This window comes from Halomonas garicola (genome assembly GCF_055382465.1).
Genome location: NZ_AP043931.1, coordinates 2685472 through 2701852, shown reverse-complemented (window position 1 = coordinate 2701852; position 16381 = coordinate 2685472). Strand labels below are relative to the sequence as shown.

Annotated in this window: 17 protein-coding genes and 1 riboswitch; of the genes, 8 read left to right on the top strand and 9 right to left on the bottom strand. The window is 65.2% G+C overall.

Features of this window, described 5'->3' with window-relative positions; all coding sequences use genetic code 11:
• Window positions 1–155 precede the first annotated feature (155 nt).
• The gene (gene hglS, locus ACZ46Y_RS12975; protein WP_311955640.1) at window positions 156–1559 is read left to right on the top strand and encodes a 2-oxoadipate dioxygenase/decarboxylase HglS; all 1404 of its coding nucleotides are present in this window, start codon (window positions 156–158) and stop codon (window positions 1557–1559) included.
• A gap of 40 nt (window positions 1560–1599) precedes the next feature.
• Here the strand turns inward: hglS and ACZ46Y_RS12970 are convergent, their stop codons facing one another.
• A complete protein-coding gene (locus ACZ46Y_RS12970) occupies window positions 1600–2844 on the bottom strand; it encodes a D-amino acid dehydrogenase (protein WP_311955638.1) in 1245 nt (414 codons plus the stop codon).
• Between the two features lie 165 nt (window positions 2845–3009).
• A riboswitch (glycine riboswitch) is annotated at window positions 3010–3126 on the bottom strand.
• Between the two features lie 144 nt (window positions 3127–3270).
• Between ACZ46Y_RS12970 and ACZ46Y_RS12965 the strand changes: the two genes are divergently transcribed.
• Entirely contained in the window at window positions 3271–3564 is a 294-nt protein-coding gene (locus ACZ46Y_RS12965) for a hypothetical protein (protein ID WP_311955635.1), read from the top strand.
• A 25-nt stretch (window positions 3565–3589) separates the two neighbouring features.
• On the opposite strand, the gene ACZ46Y_RS12960 is transcribed toward ACZ46Y_RS12965, so the two are convergent.
• The gene (locus ACZ46Y_RS12960; RefSeq protein ID WP_311955634.1) at window positions 3590–4477 is read right to left on the bottom strand and encodes a DMT family transporter; all 888 of its coding nucleotides are present in this window, start codon (window positions 4475–4477) and stop codon (window positions 3590–3592) included.
• A gap of 89 nt (window positions 4478–4566) precedes the next feature.
• Between ACZ46Y_RS12960 and ACZ46Y_RS12955 the strand changes: the two genes are divergently transcribed.
• Window positions 4567–5496 carry a sirohydrochlorin chelatase gene (locus tag ACZ46Y_RS12955; RefSeq protein WP_311955632.1) on the top strand — a complete coding sequence of 310 codons (930 nt, stop codon included), beginning with the start codon at window positions 4567–4569 and terminating at the stop codon, window positions 5494–5496.
• Here the strand turns inward: ACZ46Y_RS12955 and ACZ46Y_RS12950 are convergent.
• Both ACZ46Y_RS12950 and ACZ46Y_RS12945 read right to left on the bottom strand, forming a co-directional pair.
• Window positions 5395–5862 (bottom strand): TspO/MBR family protein, encoded by a 468-nt coding sequence (locus tag ACZ46Y_RS12950; RefSeq protein ID WP_311955630.1) that lies wholly within the window; start codon window positions 5860–5862, stop codon window positions 5395–5397. The genes ACZ46Y_RS12955 and ACZ46Y_RS12950 overlap by 102 nt on opposite strands.
• A 45-nt stretch (window positions 5863–5907) precedes the next feature.
• On the bottom strand, window positions 5908–6279 hold the full coding sequence (locus ACZ46Y_RS12945; RefSeq protein WP_311955629.1) for a hypothetical protein: 372 nt from the start codon (window positions 6277–6279) through the stop codon (window positions 5908–5910).
• A gap of 186 nt (window positions 6280–6465) precedes the next feature.
• Between ACZ46Y_RS12945 and ACZ46Y_RS12940 the strand changes: the two genes are divergently transcribed.
• Window positions 6466–8184, top strand: coding sequence for a putative bifunctional diguanylate cyclase/phosphodiesterase (locus ACZ46Y_RS12940; protein ID WP_311955627.1), 1719 nt, complete (start codon window positions 6466–6468; stop codon window positions 8182–8184).
• On the opposite strand, the gene moaA is transcribed toward ACZ46Y_RS12940, so the two are convergent.
• The 3 genes from moaA to mobA are packed head-to-tail and all read right to left on the bottom strand — an operon-like array spanning window position 8181 to window position 11073.
• Window positions 8181–9179 carry a GTP 3',8-cyclase MoaA gene (gene moaA / locus ACZ46Y_RS12935; protein ID WP_311955625.1) on the bottom strand — a complete coding sequence of 333 codons (999 nt, stop codon included), beginning with the start codon at window positions 9177–9179 and terminating at the stop codon, window positions 8181–8183. The genes ACZ46Y_RS12940 and moaA overlap by 4 nt on opposite strands.
• The gene (gene moeA / locus ACZ46Y_RS12930) at window positions 9176–10462 is read right to left on the bottom strand and encodes a molybdopterin molybdotransferase MoeA (RefSeq protein WP_311955623.1); all 1287 of its coding nucleotides are present in this window, start codon (window positions 10460–10462) and stop codon (window positions 9176–9178) included. Before moeA ends, moaA begins: the two co-directional genes overlap by 4 nt.
• Window positions 10459–11073, bottom strand: a complete 615-nt coding sequence (gene mobA, locus ACZ46Y_RS12925; RefSeq protein WP_311955622.1) for a molybdenum cofactor guanylyltransferase MobA — start codon at window positions 11071–11073, stop codon at window positions 10459–10461. The genes moeA and mobA overlap by 4 nt, the downstream gene beginning before the upstream one ends.
• A 268-nt stretch (window positions 11074–11341) precedes the next feature.
• On the opposite strand from mobA, the gene ACZ46Y_RS12920 reads away from it, so the two are divergent.
• Genes ACZ46Y_RS12920 through ACZ46Y_RS12905 form a run of 4 tightly spaced genes read left to right on the top strand, consistent with a single transcriptional unit; the run spans window position 11342 to window position 13941 of the window.
• Window positions 11342–11653, top strand: coding sequence for a DUF1244 domain-containing protein (locus ACZ46Y_RS12920; protein ID WP_311955621.1), 312 nt, complete (start codon window positions 11342–11344; stop codon window positions 11651–11653).
• A gap of 51 nt (window positions 11654–11704) precedes the next feature.
• Window positions 11705–12226 carry a molybdenum cofactor biosynthesis protein B gene (moaB, locus tag ACZ46Y_RS12915; RefSeq protein WP_311955619.1) on the top strand — a complete coding sequence of 174 codons (522 nt, stop codon included), beginning with the start codon at window positions 11705–11707 and terminating at the stop codon, window positions 12224–12226.
• Complete coding sequence (locus ACZ46Y_RS12910; RefSeq protein WP_311955618.1) at window positions 12219–13442, top strand: molybdopterin molybdotransferase MoeA; 1224 nt, start codon at window positions 12219–12221, stop codon at window positions 13440–13442. The genes moaB and ACZ46Y_RS12910 overlap by 8 nt, the downstream gene beginning before the upstream one ends.
• Window positions 13443–13479: 37 nt before the next feature.
• Window positions 13480–13941, top strand: coding sequence for a DUF3465 domain-containing protein (locus ACZ46Y_RS12905; protein ID WP_311955617.1), 462 nt, complete (start codon window positions 13480–13482; stop codon window positions 13939–13941).
• Between the two features lie 2 nt (window positions 13942–13943).
• Here ACZ46Y_RS12905 and ACZ46Y_RS12900 read toward each other — a convergent pair whose 3' ends face one another.
• Complete coding sequence (locus tag ACZ46Y_RS12900; protein ID WP_311955615.1) at window positions 13944–14495, bottom strand: hypothetical protein; 552 nt, start codon at window positions 14493–14495, stop codon at window positions 13944–13946.
• A gap of 14 nt (window positions 14496–14509) precedes the next feature.
• Window positions 14510–16285 carry an OPT family oligopeptide transporter gene (locus ACZ46Y_RS12895; protein WP_311955613.1) on the bottom strand — a complete coding sequence of 592 codons (1776 nt, stop codon included), beginning with the start codon at window positions 16283–16285 and terminating at the stop codon, window positions 14510–14512.
• Between the last annotated feature and the right edge of the window lie 96 nt (window positions 16286–16381).

The following is a 16381-nucleotide window of genomic DNA, read 5'->3' as shown; positions in this document are numbered from 1 at the left end:
TCGCCAACGTAACGCGCCGCCGGCGCCGGCCTTTTAACCCCTTTGCGACCTCGCTGGCGCCTTTATGCAGAAAAGCGGGGCAATTGTGGTACACGTCGCGGCCAAAGGGCGGTTATGGTGTGAGCACACGCTGCTGCTTGGCAAGGAGTCACTCCATGAGTCAGTGGATAAGTCCCGATCAGATACGCGCGCGCTTTGCCCGGGCGATGTCCGATATGTATCGCAAGGAGGTGCCCCAGTACGGGGCGCTGGTCGAACTGGTAGAGGCGGTTAATCGCGAAACTCTCGCCGCCGATGTCGGGCTTGCCGCCCGCCTGGCCTCCGCCGACGGGGTGCGCCGGCTGGGCGTGGAGCGCCACGGTGCCATCCGCGTGGGCACGCCGGCCGAGCTTGCCATGCTGCGCCGCCTGTTCGCGGTCATGGGCATGTTCCCGGTGGGCTATTACGATCTTTCCCCGGCCGGCGTGCCGGTACATTCCACGGCGTTTCGGCCGGTCGCCGACGACGCCCTCCAGGAAAATCCGTTTCGCGTGTTCACTTCATTGCTGCGTCCCGAGCTTATTACGTCGGACGACCTGCGCGAGCGGGCGCTGGCGCTGCTCGACGCCCGGGACATTTTTACCCCCGGCGTAAAAGAGCTAATCGAGCGCAGCGAGGCCCAGGGCGGGCTCGACGAAGGCGACGCCAAAACGTTCGTGAACGAGGCGCTGGAAACGTTCCGCTGGCACAGCGACGCCACCGTGGACAAGCCCACCTACGACGCGCTTAGCGCCGAGCACCGGCTGATTGCCGACGTGGTGTGCTTTCGCGGCCCGCACATCAACCACCTGACGCCGCGCACGCTGGATATCGACGAGGTCCAGCGGCGCATGCCCGACTACGGCATCGAGCCCAAGGCGATCATTGAAGGGCCGCCGTACCGGGGCTGCCCGCTGCTGCTGCGCCAGACCAGCTTCAAGGCGCTCGACGAGCCGGTGCGCTTTACCGGCGATGCTCAGGGCTCGCATACCGCTCGGTTCGGCGAGATCGAGCAGCGCGGCGTGGCGCTGACGGCCAAAGGGCGTGCGCTGTACGACCGGCTGCTGGCAAGCGTCAACCAGCAGGCGCCGGCCGCGGACAACGCCACCCACCAGGCGCGGCTGACGGAGGCCTTTGCCGAGTTTCCCGACGACGACGCCGCGCTGCGCCGGCAGGGGCTGGCATTTTTTCACTATTGGCCGGCTAGTGACCTGCGGGAGTCCCAGCGGCTTTCCGATGAGGCCCTCCAGACGGATAACGTCGAGGCGCTGGTGGAGCGCGGCGCGCTGCTGGCAACGCCGATGGTGTACGAGGACTTTTTACCCGTGAGCGCCGCGGGGATTTTCCAGTCGAACCTGTCCGGCGAACCGCCGCACCGGGACGACGGGAAGGAAAGCCGGGACGAGGCGCCGCCGGACGGCTCGAGTCAGGCGCAGTTTGAGGCCGCGCTGGGCGCCGAGGTGATCGATGAAATCGCGCTCTACGCCCGGCGCGAGCGCGGTTCCCTGGAAGCGGCCCTGAAGGCGCTGAAAAGCCGCTGAGCGGCGGCATCGGGCCATTACCCATGGCCGCCGCGCCTGCTTAGCGGGCCCGGGCCGGCTGCCCTGTGCTTGAGACGTCGGTGACGGTATCGGCCAGCATCTCGGCGGTAATGGCGGAAAGCGTCCAGCCCAGGTGGCCGTGGCCGGTGTTATAAAATACCGTCGGCTGCTTGCCTTGCCCGACGTGGGGCATCATGTCGGGCATCATCGGGCGCAGCCCGGCCCAGGGCACCACCCGGCGGGTGCTGACGCCGGGGAAGCACTCTTCCACCCAGCGGATCAGCGGACGAATGCGCTCGTCGCGGATATCCTTGTTGAAGCCGTTGAACTCGGCGGTGCCGGCAACGCGGAAGCGCCTGTCGCCCAGGCGGCTGGTCACCAGCTTGGTTTCATCGTCCAGCAGGCTCAGCGTGGGCGCGGCGTCCTGGGAGGCCCGATCATCAAGCTCCACGGTGATGGAGTAGCCCTTGACCGGATAGACGTTGACGCGGTCGCCAAGCTTTGAAGCCAGCGCGCGGCTGGCGGTGCCGGCGCAGATCACCAGGCCGCCAAAGGTCTGGCGCACCGGCGCGCCGCCGGCGCTTGAGGTGACCCAGGCGCCGTCCTGGTCGGCGCCAAGGTCCTCGACGCAGTAGCCGTAGTGAATATGGCCGCCGCGGCGCTCTATGGCCCCGGCGAGCCCTTGGGTAAACTGGTGAATATCGCCGGTGGCGTCGCTTTCTGTATAAAAGCCGCCGTAATACTCGCCGGCAAGCGTCGGCTCCAGCTCGCGCATTTCGTCCGGGGTCACCGCGCGGCGCTCAAGCCCGCCCCGGGCCAGCAGCTGGGAGACTTTGGCGGCGTGGTCGAAGCCGGCCTTGTGGCGGTAAATATGCAGAATGCCCTTGTGCTTGAGGTCAAAGTCGATGTTTTCCTCTTCCGCCCAGCGAAACAGGTGTTCGCGCGCGGCAATGGCCAGCCGCGCGGTTTCGGTGGTGTTGTCGCCGTAGCGCGGGATGGCGCGCATGAACTCGGCAAACCAGCTGAGCTTGTGCCAGCCGGGGCGCGGATTGACCAGCAGCGGCGCGTCCCCGCGCAGCATCCAGCGCAGCCCCTGGACAATAGTGGGCCAGTGGTTCCAGACCTCGGCGTTGGAGGCCGACAGCTGGCCGCCGTTGGCAAACGAGGTTTCCATGGCGGCGTAGCGGTTCTGTTCGAACACGCTGACGTCAAAGCCGCGCTTCAACAGGCTATAGGCGGTGGTAATACCGGTAATGCCGCCGCCGATGACAGCAATATGGCGCATGGTGTGCTCCCGAAGCAGGGGAAGAAGGGGATTCAAAAGCGCTGTAAAACAGCCGCGAATCGCTGTTCAGCGTTTGCCCCTTCCGTCTTGAACCTGAGAGATTCACGCGCGTCGGCGCTTGCTCCTTCGGTGCGCCGGCGGTGGCCGGCTGCTCTTCGGAATGTCGTTGTGCAGGCGGTCCGGTTGCCTGAGAGTTTCCGGGGCTGTTGCTCCTTCGGCGCTGCCGCTGGCGGCGCGTCTCTACACCACGCTCGCCAGGGCAGTCTCTCCCGCCTGCACTGACTCTGGGATACCCCGGGATAGAACGCAAAAGCAATGGGGCAAAGGTCTATACGGACGGCCTGACGTGTCGCCGGGGCAGGAAAGTTGCGCCAGGCGCAGCGATCAAGGGATGATGGGCGGATCATCTGCAAAAGGGAATGAACCATGCTGGCCAACGGATTTTTCGACGATGTCGGCGAGGCGATCGGCAACGCCATTCACGCGCTTGTCACCTTCCTGCTGGCGCTATTTGGCAACGCGTTTGCCGCCGTCGACGACTTTGTCGACGGCCTGACGCGCTCGCTTGGAATCAGCGACTCGTTTTTCAGCATCCTGGTGCTGGTGGTAGGGCTTTTCCTCCTGCTGGGCGGCTTTCGCGCCCTGCTTCGCGGGGGGCTACTCGGGGCGATCGTGCAAATTGGCCTGGGGCTATTGATCCTTGGCTGGCTGATGGTGTGACCGCGGCCGGCCGCCGCGCTTGCCGTCAGGCGCGCTGGCTCAGGCGGGCCTGGAAGATGCCGCCGGCGAGCACCAGCCCGCCGCCGGCCAGCTGCAGCGCCGTCAGCGCCTCGCCAAACAGGCTCCAGCCAAACAGCACCACGGCCAGCGGCTCGCAGTAGGCAAGCGTGCCGTATAGCGCGGTCGGCAGACGGTTGATGGCGAGCACGGCAAACAGCAGCGCCAGAAAGCCGGGCACCAGGCCGGTGCCCAGCAGCCACGGCCACTGCCAGGGCGCGGCGGTGAGCCCCTCGGGTCTTAACAGGGCAAACGGCAGAATGGCCAGGGCGCCGAAAAACAGCTGCCAGAATGCCCCAGTGCGGTCGTTAAGGCGTCGTGGCAGGCCGCGGTTGCTGAGGATAAAGCCGCTGTAAGCGAGCATGGCCAGCAGCCCGAAACCCAGGCCGACGGCGTCGCGCCCGCCGCCCAGCTGCAGACGAAACTCCTGCATCATGGCAAAGCCGAAAAGGGCGGTGGCAATACAGAGAATCTGGGCGCGCCCCAGCCGCTCGCGGAACAGAAAGTGGGCGACCACGGCAGAAAACACCGGCGCCAGATAGACCATCAGGATAGCGTTGGCCATCTGCGTATAGTTCATGGCCTGGACGTAAAACAAAATAAAAGCGGCGAGAAAGCCGCCGCTGATCACAACGCCCCAGCCCGGCGCGTAGCGCAGGTAGCGCCCGCGCCGGGTGAGCACCAGATAGAGCAGCAGAAAACAGGCGCCAAGCCCCAGCCGGTAAAAGGTGATGCTTTCGGCGTTCAGCCCGGTAATGCGCGAGATGACCCCGATGGTGGCCATGCCCACAGCGCCGGCAACGGCAAGCAGCAGGCTGGAAAGCGGAACGGCGGCGGGCCGGGACGAGGCGGGCATGGTACTCCTTGGGTATGACGGCAGTCGGTGCACGCCATGCTATGCCAGCGCCTTGGCATAGCGCCACTCTCCAATAGAAGGACGACGCAGTGTCAGACTCCAGGCGCGCGATTTTTCTGGTCGATAACGGCTCGCTGCGGCCCCAGGCAACGCACAGTCTGCGCCGGGTAGCGGCGCGGCTGAGCGAGGCCTGCGGTGAGCCGGTGCAGGCGGCATCGCTTTTGCATTCGTACAAGATCCCCGCTGACGAGCTCGGCGGCGAGCCGGCGATCACCCTGGGCCCGGCCGCCGAGCGGGCCGCCTCTCGGGGGGCAAAAGAGATCGTCGTGATCCCGTTTTTCTTTGGCCCCAGCCGGGCGCTGACCGACTATTTGCCCAGGCGTCTGGGCGAGATGCAGGCGCGCTTTCCAGGCGTTGGCGTGACGGTAGCGCCGCCGCTGGTGGACGAGCAGGCCCCGGTAGACCTGCGCCTGGCGCGGATACTCGCCGACCACGTGCGCGCCTGCGCCCCGGCAGACGCGCCGTTCAACGTGGTGCTGGTGGATCACGGCAGCCCCGCCCCCGAGGTCACCGCGGTGCGCAACCGCCTAGCGGGCCAGCTCAGCGTGCTGCTCGCCGGCGAGGCCACGGGCGTGATGCCGGCCTCCATGGAGCGCCGCGACGGCGAGGAGTATCGCTTTAACGAACCGCTGCTGGAGCACGCGCTGGAAAGCGAGGCCCTGGCCGGCAGCGACGTGGTGCTGGCCCTGCTGTTTCTCTCGCCGGGCCGCCACGCCGGGGAAGGCGGCGATATTGACGGCATCTGCGCGGCGGCCAAGCGCCGGCCGGGCCGGCGCATCGTCTCGACGGCGCTGGTGGGCGAGCACCCGGATATTGTCGCCATTCTGGCCTCGCGGGTGGCCCAGGCGCTGGGCGGCTCAGGCGCGGCGGTTGCGCCGCCAGACGCTGGCGTTGAGCGCCAGCGCCAGCGTGACCCAGAGCAGGTACGGCACCATCAGCCAGGCGGCAAGGACGCTTGAGCGGGCGAACAGCGCGATGGATACGGCGATCAGGCCCAGCAGCAGGGCGATATCCAAAAGCCCGAGCAGAATTTGCCGGCGGCCGAAGAACAGCCACGACCAGGCCGCGTTGGCGGCGAGCTGGAGCGCATAGACGATCAGCCCCGCCGTGCGCCAGGTCGACGGCTCGGCGAGAAACACCCGCCAGGCGGCAAGCGCCATGAGCAGGTACAAAATGCCCCAGGCGATGGGAAATGCCAGGTCGGGGGGCGTCCAGGCGGGCTTGGCCAGCTGGCGATACCAGCCGTCAGGACGGAAGCGCGCGCCGCTGGAGGCCGCCGCGCCCACCAGGCCGAGCGAAATCAGCAGGCTGAACAGTGAAAGCAAGAAAGGTCTCCCGGGTTGACGGCATCAGGTAGCGCCAGCATACGCTCAGCGCCGCTGCCAGGGCCAGCGGCGCTTCGGGGCCGGCAGCTCCAGGCATGCCAGGGCGCCGCCAAGAGGGAGCAGAATAGCCGCCAGCTGGCGATGGCAAACCGTGCTGCTGAGCACCCCGGGGCACTGTTTGAGGAGCAATTCGCAGCGCTCGCCGGCAATGCCGAGCTGGTCGCAGGCCTCCCGGGAGAGCGGCCGGGCCTGCTGCTGGCAGCGGCACAGCTCGCGCAGCAGCATGGTCAGCAAGGTGGCGTCCAGCCAGCACGGCAGCGGGTCGTCCAGGCGACCGGCAATGGAATGCTGCACCGCCTCGAAGGAGGTGCGCAAAAAGATCAGTGTCTGGCGCAGTTGGCGGGCTTCGCTGTTCATGACCGGGACGCCTTTGTAGTGATTCTCATTTACTTTAAAATAAAGTTAGCGGCAATCCGGCGCGCTGTCAAATGCCCACCCCCTGCCGTATGCCGGGTATAGCGCCGGCAGATACTTTACTGCTGCGCTGGATCTGGCATGCTATTGCAAGATAATCAACGCGATAACCAAGACCTTGCTGGCACCATGACTGACATATCCCCTATAGCGGACGGCCGCCCTGAAGACGCCGAGCTGCGCATTGCGGCGACGGCGTTTCATACCCATCTGGGCATGGCCATCACCGACCCCCAGTGTTGCATTCTCAAGGTCAACGAGACGTTTTTGCAGATGACCGGCTACGCCGAGGAAGAAGTGCTGGGCAGGCACCCGCGCACGCTAAGCGCCGGGCGCCACGGCGACGATTTCTACACGGCGCTTTGGCAAAGCGTTAACCGCCAGGGGTTCTGGGAAGGCGAGCTCTGGAACCGGCGCAAAAGCGGAGAGGTATATCCGCAGTGGGCGACGCTGAGCGCGGTGCATGACGAAAGCGGCGAGCTGACCCACTATGTCGCTACCCTGAGCGATATGAGCGAACACAAGGCCGCCGAGCGGGAGATCCAGCGGCTGGCGTTTTATGACCCGTTGACCGGGCTTGCCAACCGCCGCTTGCTCCTCGACTGCCTGGGCGAGAGCCTGACGGCCGCCCGGCGCGAAACGACGCACTGCGCGCTGCTGTTTCTGGATCTGGATAACTTCAAGCAGATCAACGATACCCTGGGCCACTACGCCGGCGACCAGCTTTTGCAGCGCATGGCCCGGGAGCTCAGGAGCACGCTTGGGCCAACCGACACCCTCTCGCGGCTGGGCGGCGACGAGTTCGCCGTCGTGCTTCATCAGCTGGATGCCGACCTCGGGCCGGCGGCGGAGCAGGCCGAGCGTATGACCCACAAGCTGCTGGCAGCGATCGGGCGGCCGATGGCGCTGGGTAGCGCCACGGTGACGGTGACCGGCAGCATCGGCATTGCCATGCTTGACGGCAGCGAAGACGGGGTGGAGTGCTGCCTGCAGCAGGCCGACATGGCGCTGTTTCAGGCCAAGGACGCCGGGCGCAATACCCTAGCCTTCTTTGACCCGCGCATGCAGGCCAAGCTGGTCAACCGGGCGCGGCTGGAGGCTGACCTGCGCCATGCGCTGGCCAACGACGAATGGCGGCTGTACTACCAGCCCCAGGTCAACGCGGCCGGCGAGCTCAACGGTGTTGAAGCGCTGCTGCGCTGGGCGCACCCCGAGCGCGGCCTGATATCGCCGGGGGAATTTATCCCGCTGCTGGAAGGGTCGCGAATGATTAATGAGGTAGGCGCCTGGGTGCTGGAAAGCGCCTGCGCGCAGCTGGTGGCGTGGCAGAGCGACCCGCGCACCGCGGCCTGGGAGATGGCCGTCAACATTAGCCCGGTGCAGTTTGTCGAGGCTGACTTCGTGCCCCGGGTCGAGGCTATTCTGCAGCGTACCGGCGCGCCGGCGTCAAGGCTCAAGCTGGAGATGACCGAGTCGCTATTCGTCGAGGCCGGAGACGAGACCCGGAAGAAAATGCAGCACCTGCGCGAGCTCGGCCTGCGCTTTTCGCTTGATGACTTCGGTACCGGCTATTCGTCGCTGGCGTATCTGGCCTATCTGCCGCTGGATCAGCTCAAGATCGACCAGAGTTTCGTGCGCGAGCTGCCCGCAAGCAAGGCCAACGGCGCTATCGTGGAAAGTATCATAGCGCTGGCCGGAAGCCTGGGGCTTGCGGTAATTGCCGAGGGCGTGGAAACCCACGCCCAGCATGAGTGGCTGGCCGCGCGCCGCTGCTGCGCCTACCAGGGCTATCTGTTCGACCGACCGCTGCCGGTGGCCGAGCTTGAGGCCTGCTGGCGCGACGCTTAGCCGCCGGTCATGTTCATGAAGCGCACCACCTGGACATCACCGTCGGTGGTGAAGTGGTGGCGCTCGGGCTTGAGCGGCATGGCGTTGATGATCGCCTCTTTCAGCGCGTCCATGTCGCCGGGATAGCGGCGCAGCACGGCGCGCAGATCCACCGAGTGCTCGTTGCCCAGGCACAGCAGCAGCCGGCCTTCCACCGTCACCCGGACGCGGTTGCAGGTGGAGCAGAAGTTATGGCTGTGCGGCGAAATAAAGCCGATGCGCGAGTCGCTGTCCGCCATGCGGAAGTAGCGCGATGGTCCCGGCGTGGCCTCGGTGGTGGGCACCAACGGATAGCGCGACTCGATGTCCGCCTTGACGTCGTCGCTGGAGTAGTAGGTCTCGTCCCGGCCGTGGTCGGACACTTCGCCCAGCGGCATTTCCTCAATGAAGCTGATGTCCAGCCCTTCATCCCGGGCGAAATCCACCAGGTCGAGGACTTCGTCTTCGTTGCGGCCCTTGAGAATTACCGCGTTGAGCTTGATGCGCTTAAAGCCCGCCTCCTTGGCGGCGCGGATGCCGCTGATGACCTTGTCAAGGTTGCCGGTGCGCGTCAGGCGCTTAAAGCGCTCCGGGTCCAGCGAGTCAAGGCTGATGTTGAGCCGGCGCATGCCGCCGTTATACAGCGCCTCGGCGTGCTTGGGCAGGCTCGCGCCGTTGGTCGTCATGGTGAGGTCGTCGAGCCCCGGCAGCGCGCCGATTTCGTCCACCAGCTTTGTTACCCCGCCGCGCACCAGCGGTTCGCCGCCGGTCAGGCGAATCTTTTCTACCCCTAGTTCGGTAAACGCCCGGGCGACCATGCCCAGCTCTTCCAGGGTGAGCACCTGGGCCCGGGGCAGGAAGGTCATTTCTTCGCTCATGCAGTACACGCAGCGAAAGTCACAGCGATCGGTAACCGACATGCGAACGTAGTTAACGCGCCGGCCGAAGCTATCGATGAGCTGTTGTTGTTGCGTCATGGGTCTCTCCTCAACGGCTGAATCGTGACCGTGTCGCCCGGCGATACCGCCGCGCAGGTATCGGGCAGTTCGATCAGGCAGTTGGCGTCGACCATCGACGCCAGTATGCCCGACCCTTGGGCGCCGGTGCTGCGCACCCCGAGTCGCCCTCGGGCGTCCACGGTATACACCCCGCGGATAAAGTCGCAGCGGCCTTCGCGCCCGGTAAAGGTTTCTTCGGCCACTGCTTGCCGCCGCGTGGGCGGGCGCGGCGGCCGGTCTTCCAAGCGTTCCAGAAGCGGTGCCACAAATTGTAAAAAGGCGACCATAGCCGCTACCGGGTTGCCCGGTAGGCCGACGAACGGCGTGCGCGCTTCGCCCAGCCAGCCGCAGGCCAGCGGACGCCCCGGGCGCATGGCCACGCGCCAGAACGCCAGTTGGCCAATCGCGTCCAGCGCCTCTCGGGTGTAGTCGGCCTGGCCCATGGAAACGCCGCCGCTGGTCAGCACCAGGTCGGCATCGGCGGTGGCGCGGTCAAGCGCCTCGCGGATGGTGGCCGGGCAGTCGGGCAAAATCCCCAGGTCAATGACCTCGGCCTGGTGCTCGCGCACCAGCCCGCCCAGGGTAAAGCGGTTAGCGTCAAAAATGCCCGCGGCGGGCAGCGCCTCGCCAGGGGCAGTGACCTCGCTGCCGGTGGAGAACACCGCCACCCGGGGACGGCGATACACGGCCACCTCGCCGGCACCCAGCGAGGCGGCAAACCCCAGACGGGCAGCGTCGAGCCGCTCGCCGACGGTAAGCGCCACGCTGCCCCGAGCGATGTCTTCGCCGGCCTGGCGGACGTTTTGCCCGGGCGTCACGCGATCCGGGGAGGCTACCATAACGTGGTCGGCGTGTATCTCCAGCTGCTCGCGCATGATCACCGTGTCGGCGCCGCTTGGCAGCGGCGCGCCGGTGGCAATGGTAACGCACTCGCCGGGGGCCAGCGTCGTGGTGAAGGGCGCTCCGGCAAGCGCCTGGCCGGCAAGCGCCCAGCGGGCTTGCCCGGCCTGCCAGGCAAGGGCGATGCCGTCCATGGCGGCGTTGGTGTTTTGCGGCACGTCGATGGGGGCGGTAATGCTTTCTGCCAGCCGCCGGCCGTGGGCAGCGTGCAGGGCAATGCGCTCTTGGGGGAGCGGCGCTTCCACCAGCGTCAGCAGGGTGTCGCGCGCTTGCTCCACGCTTAGCTGGCGGTCGTCCAGGTCGAAGCAGGAAAGCGGCCCGTCAGGCGCTTTTGCTGCGGGTGTTACCGGTGACGGGGTCATGAGGCCTCCCTGGCAAGCGTGGCTTCAAGGCGTGCCTTGTCGGCGGGCGTATTGACGTTGACAAGCTCGCCGGCGCAGTCGGCCATGTCTACCTCGTTGACATAGCGGCCGGCATAAAACTCGCGCACCGAGCGCTTGCCGGCGTCCAGCGCCTGGCCCAGCGCTGTAGCGAGATCGGTGCGCATCAGCGCGATGACCGGGTGCACCCGCTGGCCGTCGTGGGCCACGGCGATATCGGCATTGCCAAGGCCCTGGATCAGGCGCGCGGCGAAGTCTCGGGGCAGCGCCGGGATATCGCAGGGGGCGACCAGCAGCCAGGGCGTGCGCGCCGTGCAAAGCCCGGCGTAAAGGCCCATCAGCGGGCCGTGAAAGTTGCCGCGCTGGCCGTCCAACGCTTGGTCGGCCACGACCCGGTCGCCGTAGCGCCGATAGTTTTGCGGATGGCGGTTGGCGCTGATCACAAGCTCGCTCACCTGGCCGGCAAAGCGCTCGCTGACGTGGGCCACCAGCGGCCGGCCGGCGAGGAGCTCGAGGCCTTTGTCGCGCCCGCCCATGCGCCGCCCTTCGCCACCGGCGAGAATCAGCCCTGTGAGATCGTTAGGGGGTATCATGGCGGGGTCTCCCGTAGCCAGCCGTTGAGGTCATCAGGGGCACGGCGAGGCGCGTGCGATACCTGAGTAAATTTGTCGACTATGTGAATGATGGCGCCCGCGCTCCCGCTTTGTCCAGCCTGTTTGTTGACCAACTGATCAACATACGCTGTGATCGGCGGGCGTGGCAGGCGCTGGCCGCCGGCGCGCTTTTTGTTAAGCTGGCCGGTAGCCTCGCCTCATCGTCATACACGCTGCTTTGCAAGCGGCCTTTCTGAAGGAACCCCAAATGCAATCGTTTGACCATGCTACCCGCACCGAGCTTGAAGCCGCCGCCTTTCGCCGTCTGCTGCGTCACCTTGACGCGCACAAGGAAGTACAAAACATTGAGCTGATGAACCTGGCCGACTTCTGCCGCAACTGCCTGTCCAAGTGGCTCGTGGCCGAGGCCGAGGAGCGCGGCGAATCCCTGGACTACGAAACCGCCCGGGAGTACGTCTACGGCATGCCGTACAGCGAATGGAAGGCCCGCTATCAGGAGAAGGCCACGCCGGAACAGCTGGCCGCCTTTGAGGCACGCGAGGCACAGAAGCAGGGCTAAAACACCACGCCACCTTTTTCACGCCACCTTATTACAGAGGGCAATATCGCCATGAGCGAACCGATGATACCGCTGAATATCGCGGTGCTGACCGTTTCGGACACCCGTACCGAAGACACCGACAAAAGCGGCCGGACGCTTGTGGAGCGCGCCACCGAGGTCGGGCACCGAGTGGTGGAAAAGCGCCTGGTGGCCGACGACGTTTACCACGTCCGCGCGATTGTCGCCGGCTGGATCGCCGATCCCGACATCCAGGTGGTGCTGACCACCGGCGGCACCGGTTTTACCGGCCGCGACTCCACCCCAGAGGCCGTTTCGGTGCTGTTGGACAAGGAAGTCCAGGGCTTCGGCGAGCGTTTCCGCCAGCTCAGCGGCGACGAGATCGGCAGCTCTACGGTGCAGAGCCGCGCGCTTGGGGGGCTTGCCAACAACAGCGTGATCTTTTGTCTGCCCGGCTCCACCGGCGCCTGCCGCACCGGCTGGGACGGCATCCTCGCCGAGCAGCTCGACAGCCGCCACAAGCCGTGTAACTTCGCTAACCTGGTGATTCCGGGGCGGGGGCAGCATGGCTGAACAGTCTTCTCCTGAGCTTGGCACCGTTGAGCAGGCGCTGGGCGCGCTGCTGGAAGGCGTTACCCCGCTGGAGAGCGAACCGCTCTTGCTGGATCACGCCGGCGGGCGGGTGCTGGCCGCAGACCAGATCGCCCGGCTGAACGTCCCCGACTTTGATAACAGCGCCATGGACGGCTACGCCCTGCGCGCGGCGGATGGCGGCCAGTGGCTGTCGGTCAGCCAGCGGGTGGCCGCCGGCAGCGCCCCGGAGCCGCTGGCTCCCGGCACCTGCGCGCGGCTGTTTACCGGCGCCCCGGTGCCCCCTGGAGCCGACTGCGTGGTGATGCAGGAGCGCGTCGAGCGCGAGGGCGAGCGCGCCCGCTTCCCCGAAGAGCTGACCGTCGGCGACAGCATCCGCCGGCGCGGCCGGGACGTCGCCAGCGGCAGCGTTCTGCTTGCCGCCGGCACTCGGCTGGACGCCGCCGCACTCGGCCATCTGGCCGGGCAGGGCGTGGTCGAAGTCGAGGTGCGCCGCCGGCCGCGGGTGGCGCTGTTATCCACCGGGGATGAGGTCATCGATCCCGGCACGCCGCTGGGCCCCGGCCAGCTTTATAACACCAACCGGCCCATGCTCAAGCGCCTGCTGGAAAGCTTTGGTGCCGAGGTCACCCGCTGCGTCAACGTGCCCGACGACTTCGACGAGACCCGAGCGATCCTTGGCGAGGTTGCCTTTGATGCCGACGTGGTGATCAGCACCGGCGGGGTCAGCGTGGGCGAGGAAGACCACGTCAAGCACGCCCTGGAAAGCCTCGGCCAGCTGGACCTCTGGCGGCTCGCCATCCGCCCGGGCAAGCCGCTGGCCCTTGGGCGTTTACCCAACGCCCGAAACGGCGGCGACACCCGCTTTATTGGCCTGCCCGGCAACCCGGTTTCCAGCTTTGTTGGCGCCTGGCTGTTCCTGCGCCCGCTGATGGGCGCGTTTTCCGGCTGCCCGGCGCTTGACGCGCTGCCGGCGATCCCCGCCACCGCCGATTTTGCCACCCGCACCGGCCCGCGCAGCCACTACATGCGCGCCGCGCTTGCGTTTACCCCCGAAGGCCCGGTTGCTACGGCCTTTGCCGACCAGAACTCCGGCGTGCTCTCGTCGTGTGTGGGCGCCGACGCCCTGGTGGTCGTGCCGGCCCATACCGCGGTGGAGAAGGGCGACGCCGTGACCTGCCTGTGGATCAAAGGCTGATAAGCAGCCCTGGCGCCATTTTGAAGGAGCGGGTGGGATGAAAAGAGCGGGCGTATGGGGGCTGCTGCTGGCGATGATGATCGCCGGCATGGCGCAGTACAGCCCGTCGCTGCTGTCGCGGATCACCGGCGACGCCGGCCCGCCGGCGCCCGCCGCGGACGAGCAGCAGGGCGACGGCGCCCACCCGACTTACCAGCGGCGCCACCACCGGCAGCAGATTGCCGATAGCGGGCGGGTGGTAGCGATACTGGACGATGACCTGGACGGCAGCCGCCACCAGCGGTTTATTCTGCGCCTGGCCAGCGGGCAAACCTTATTGGTTGCCCATAATATCGACCTGGCCCCGCGGGTCAGCGGGCTGGAGGCCGGCGATACCGTGGCGTTTTACGGCGAGTACGTGTGGAATGACAAGGGCGGCGTACTGCACTGGACCCACCGCGACCCCCGGGGCGCCCATCCGGGCGGCTGGTTAAAGCACCGGGACCGCCGCTATCAATAGCTTCAAGAGGCCGTATTACTGTGCTGCTTTTGCGCCGCATCGAACACGTCCAGCGCGTGTTTGAACTGGTCGTTGGCCTTGGAGACGTACAGCAGCACTTCATCGACATAGCCGTCGGTTGAGGCCGACCAGATGCGGTTGATATAGCGCTCGCCCGCGGCAAAGGAGCTCATGATGTCAGCAAAGCTTTGAATGCCGAAAAGGTGCTTCATGCTGTTGCGCGCATCGGCAAACTGGCGTAAATCCTCGCGAAACAGATGATCAATTTCAAAGCGCATGTCATAGGTAGGCACCTTGTCCTTGCGGCCTTCCAGGGCGTTCAGGTTGGCCACGATGTTATGCAGCGACGTGTCCATGGTCGTCTGGTTGTTCTTGAGCGTATCGCTATGGATGGCGGCTTTGTTGGACTCCTTGATATACACAAGGGCACTCACAAAGCCCACCAGCATGGTCGGGGTAAACAGTAGCCAGTTAACCTCGTTTTCGTCCAGCGAGGCTAAAAAAGCACCGCCTAAAAAGGCGAGGATCACCAAAATAAAGGCTGCGTTTTTCATCTGTCTATTCCTTGTCAGGCCGATGCAATCACGTAAACGGCGTTGCCCACGCCAACCAGGGCCTCACCGACGATGAGGCCTGCGGCAATCGGAATGCCTTTATTTTCTGCCCACGCCTGGCCTTTGGTGCGGTCCACAATCTCGCGGATTAACGTGCCCACGGCGTAGGTGAGAACAATACTGAAGGGCAGATAAAAGCCCAGGCCGACGGTAATGCCCAGCCCCGTTTGCAGTAGCGACAGCAGGCCGCCCAGCACCGCCCCGGCGATGTACTTGGCGGCCGGCACGTCGCCGCCGGTAATGCCTTCTACCATAGAGGCCAACGCCTGACCCTGGGGCGCGGGGAACTCCTCGCCCCCGAGGCCAAAGGCCTTATGCAGCATAAAAATGAGAATGATAACGATGATGGGGCCAAGCCAGGCCCCCATAAACTGGCCCAGCTGTTGCTTGCGCGGGGTCGCCCCGACCAGGTAGCCGGTTTTCAAGTCCAACATCAGGTCGGTTGCCTGGCTCATCGCCACGCAGGTGGCAGCGCCCACGGTAATCGCCGCCACGATGGCCGGGCCGGTGCTCATGCCGCCAAACATCTGGGTCACCATGATCAACAGGGTAACGGCAATCAGGGTTAACCCCGACAGCGGCGACCAGTTGGTACGGCCAATGGATTCGGACAAAATTATACCCGCCATCCAAATCCACAGAGTACCTAGCGCGGCCATCACGACACCGCGCAATAAGCCCACTTCCTGGGCCGACGTCACGGCCATGACGCCGAGCAATATAGCGGCACCCACCACCGCGAAGTAGAGTAGCTTGATGGGCATTTCATCCTTGCTTAACGCCGCATTGTTCTTGGCTGATGACTGCATCGACTTGATCGCCGAGGCGATGAGCGGCAGGGCAAATAAAACCCCCACAATGGCGCCGCCAATCAGCATGCCGATCCCGGTAGGCCTGAATAATATTAACCGTAATTGGTTCGGGTCAGTGATGGTGGTGCCATCAACGACGGGAAACATGCCGGTAATATCCAGTAGCGGGGCTAATACCCAGTAGCAAACGAAGCCACCGATGATAAACGCAAGCCCGCCACGGCCGGCAATAAAGGCCACGGCGGCGGTCATTAAGGACAGATACCAGGTGCCGTTGAGGTAGGCCGGCAAGCCCAGCTGTTCGAACAGGGGCCAGTACTCAACCCCCGACACGAGAGAGACGACGTGCACGATGCCCGACAGCAGCATGGCGCCGACCAACAGCAGCGCCTTGCGAATGCCCGCCCCGGGCGATTTCAGAATCGACGCCACCGCCACCCCGCCGGGGTAGGTCAGGCGTTCGTAGTCGATCATCTGCTTGCGCAGGGGGATAATAAAGGCGATCCCCAGAAAGGCCCCGGCGATAGCGCCAAACGTCAAGACGTAAGGGTTGAACTCGGTGCCGTAGCCCAGAATAAAAATCGCCGGTACGGAAAACATCATGCCGGACGAGGCCCCGTTAACGCCGGAGGCCACCGTTTGAACCACGTTATTTTCCACGATGGACCGGCGACGCAGCATGCCGCGCAAAATACCAAAGCCTAAAATCGCCGCCAGCTCGGAGCCTTCGATGGAAAAGCCCAGCTTCAACGACGCATAGCCAATCGAAATGGCGAGAACAATACCCAGAAGATAACCCACAATAATGGCATGCAGCGTGAGTTCCGGGTAAGGACCTCGGGTAAGAGGGTCGTGGCTAAGGGAGCCTTGGGTCAGGGAGCCCTGGCTAGGCGGGGCGTCGGGGCTTTTTTTAGACATGCTGTTCTCAAGCTATATGCAACGAATTGACGGGCCATATGGCGTGCTTACAAGAGCGCGTTATACTTCTGCCACCTTGGCTGGCTGGCGTGAAAA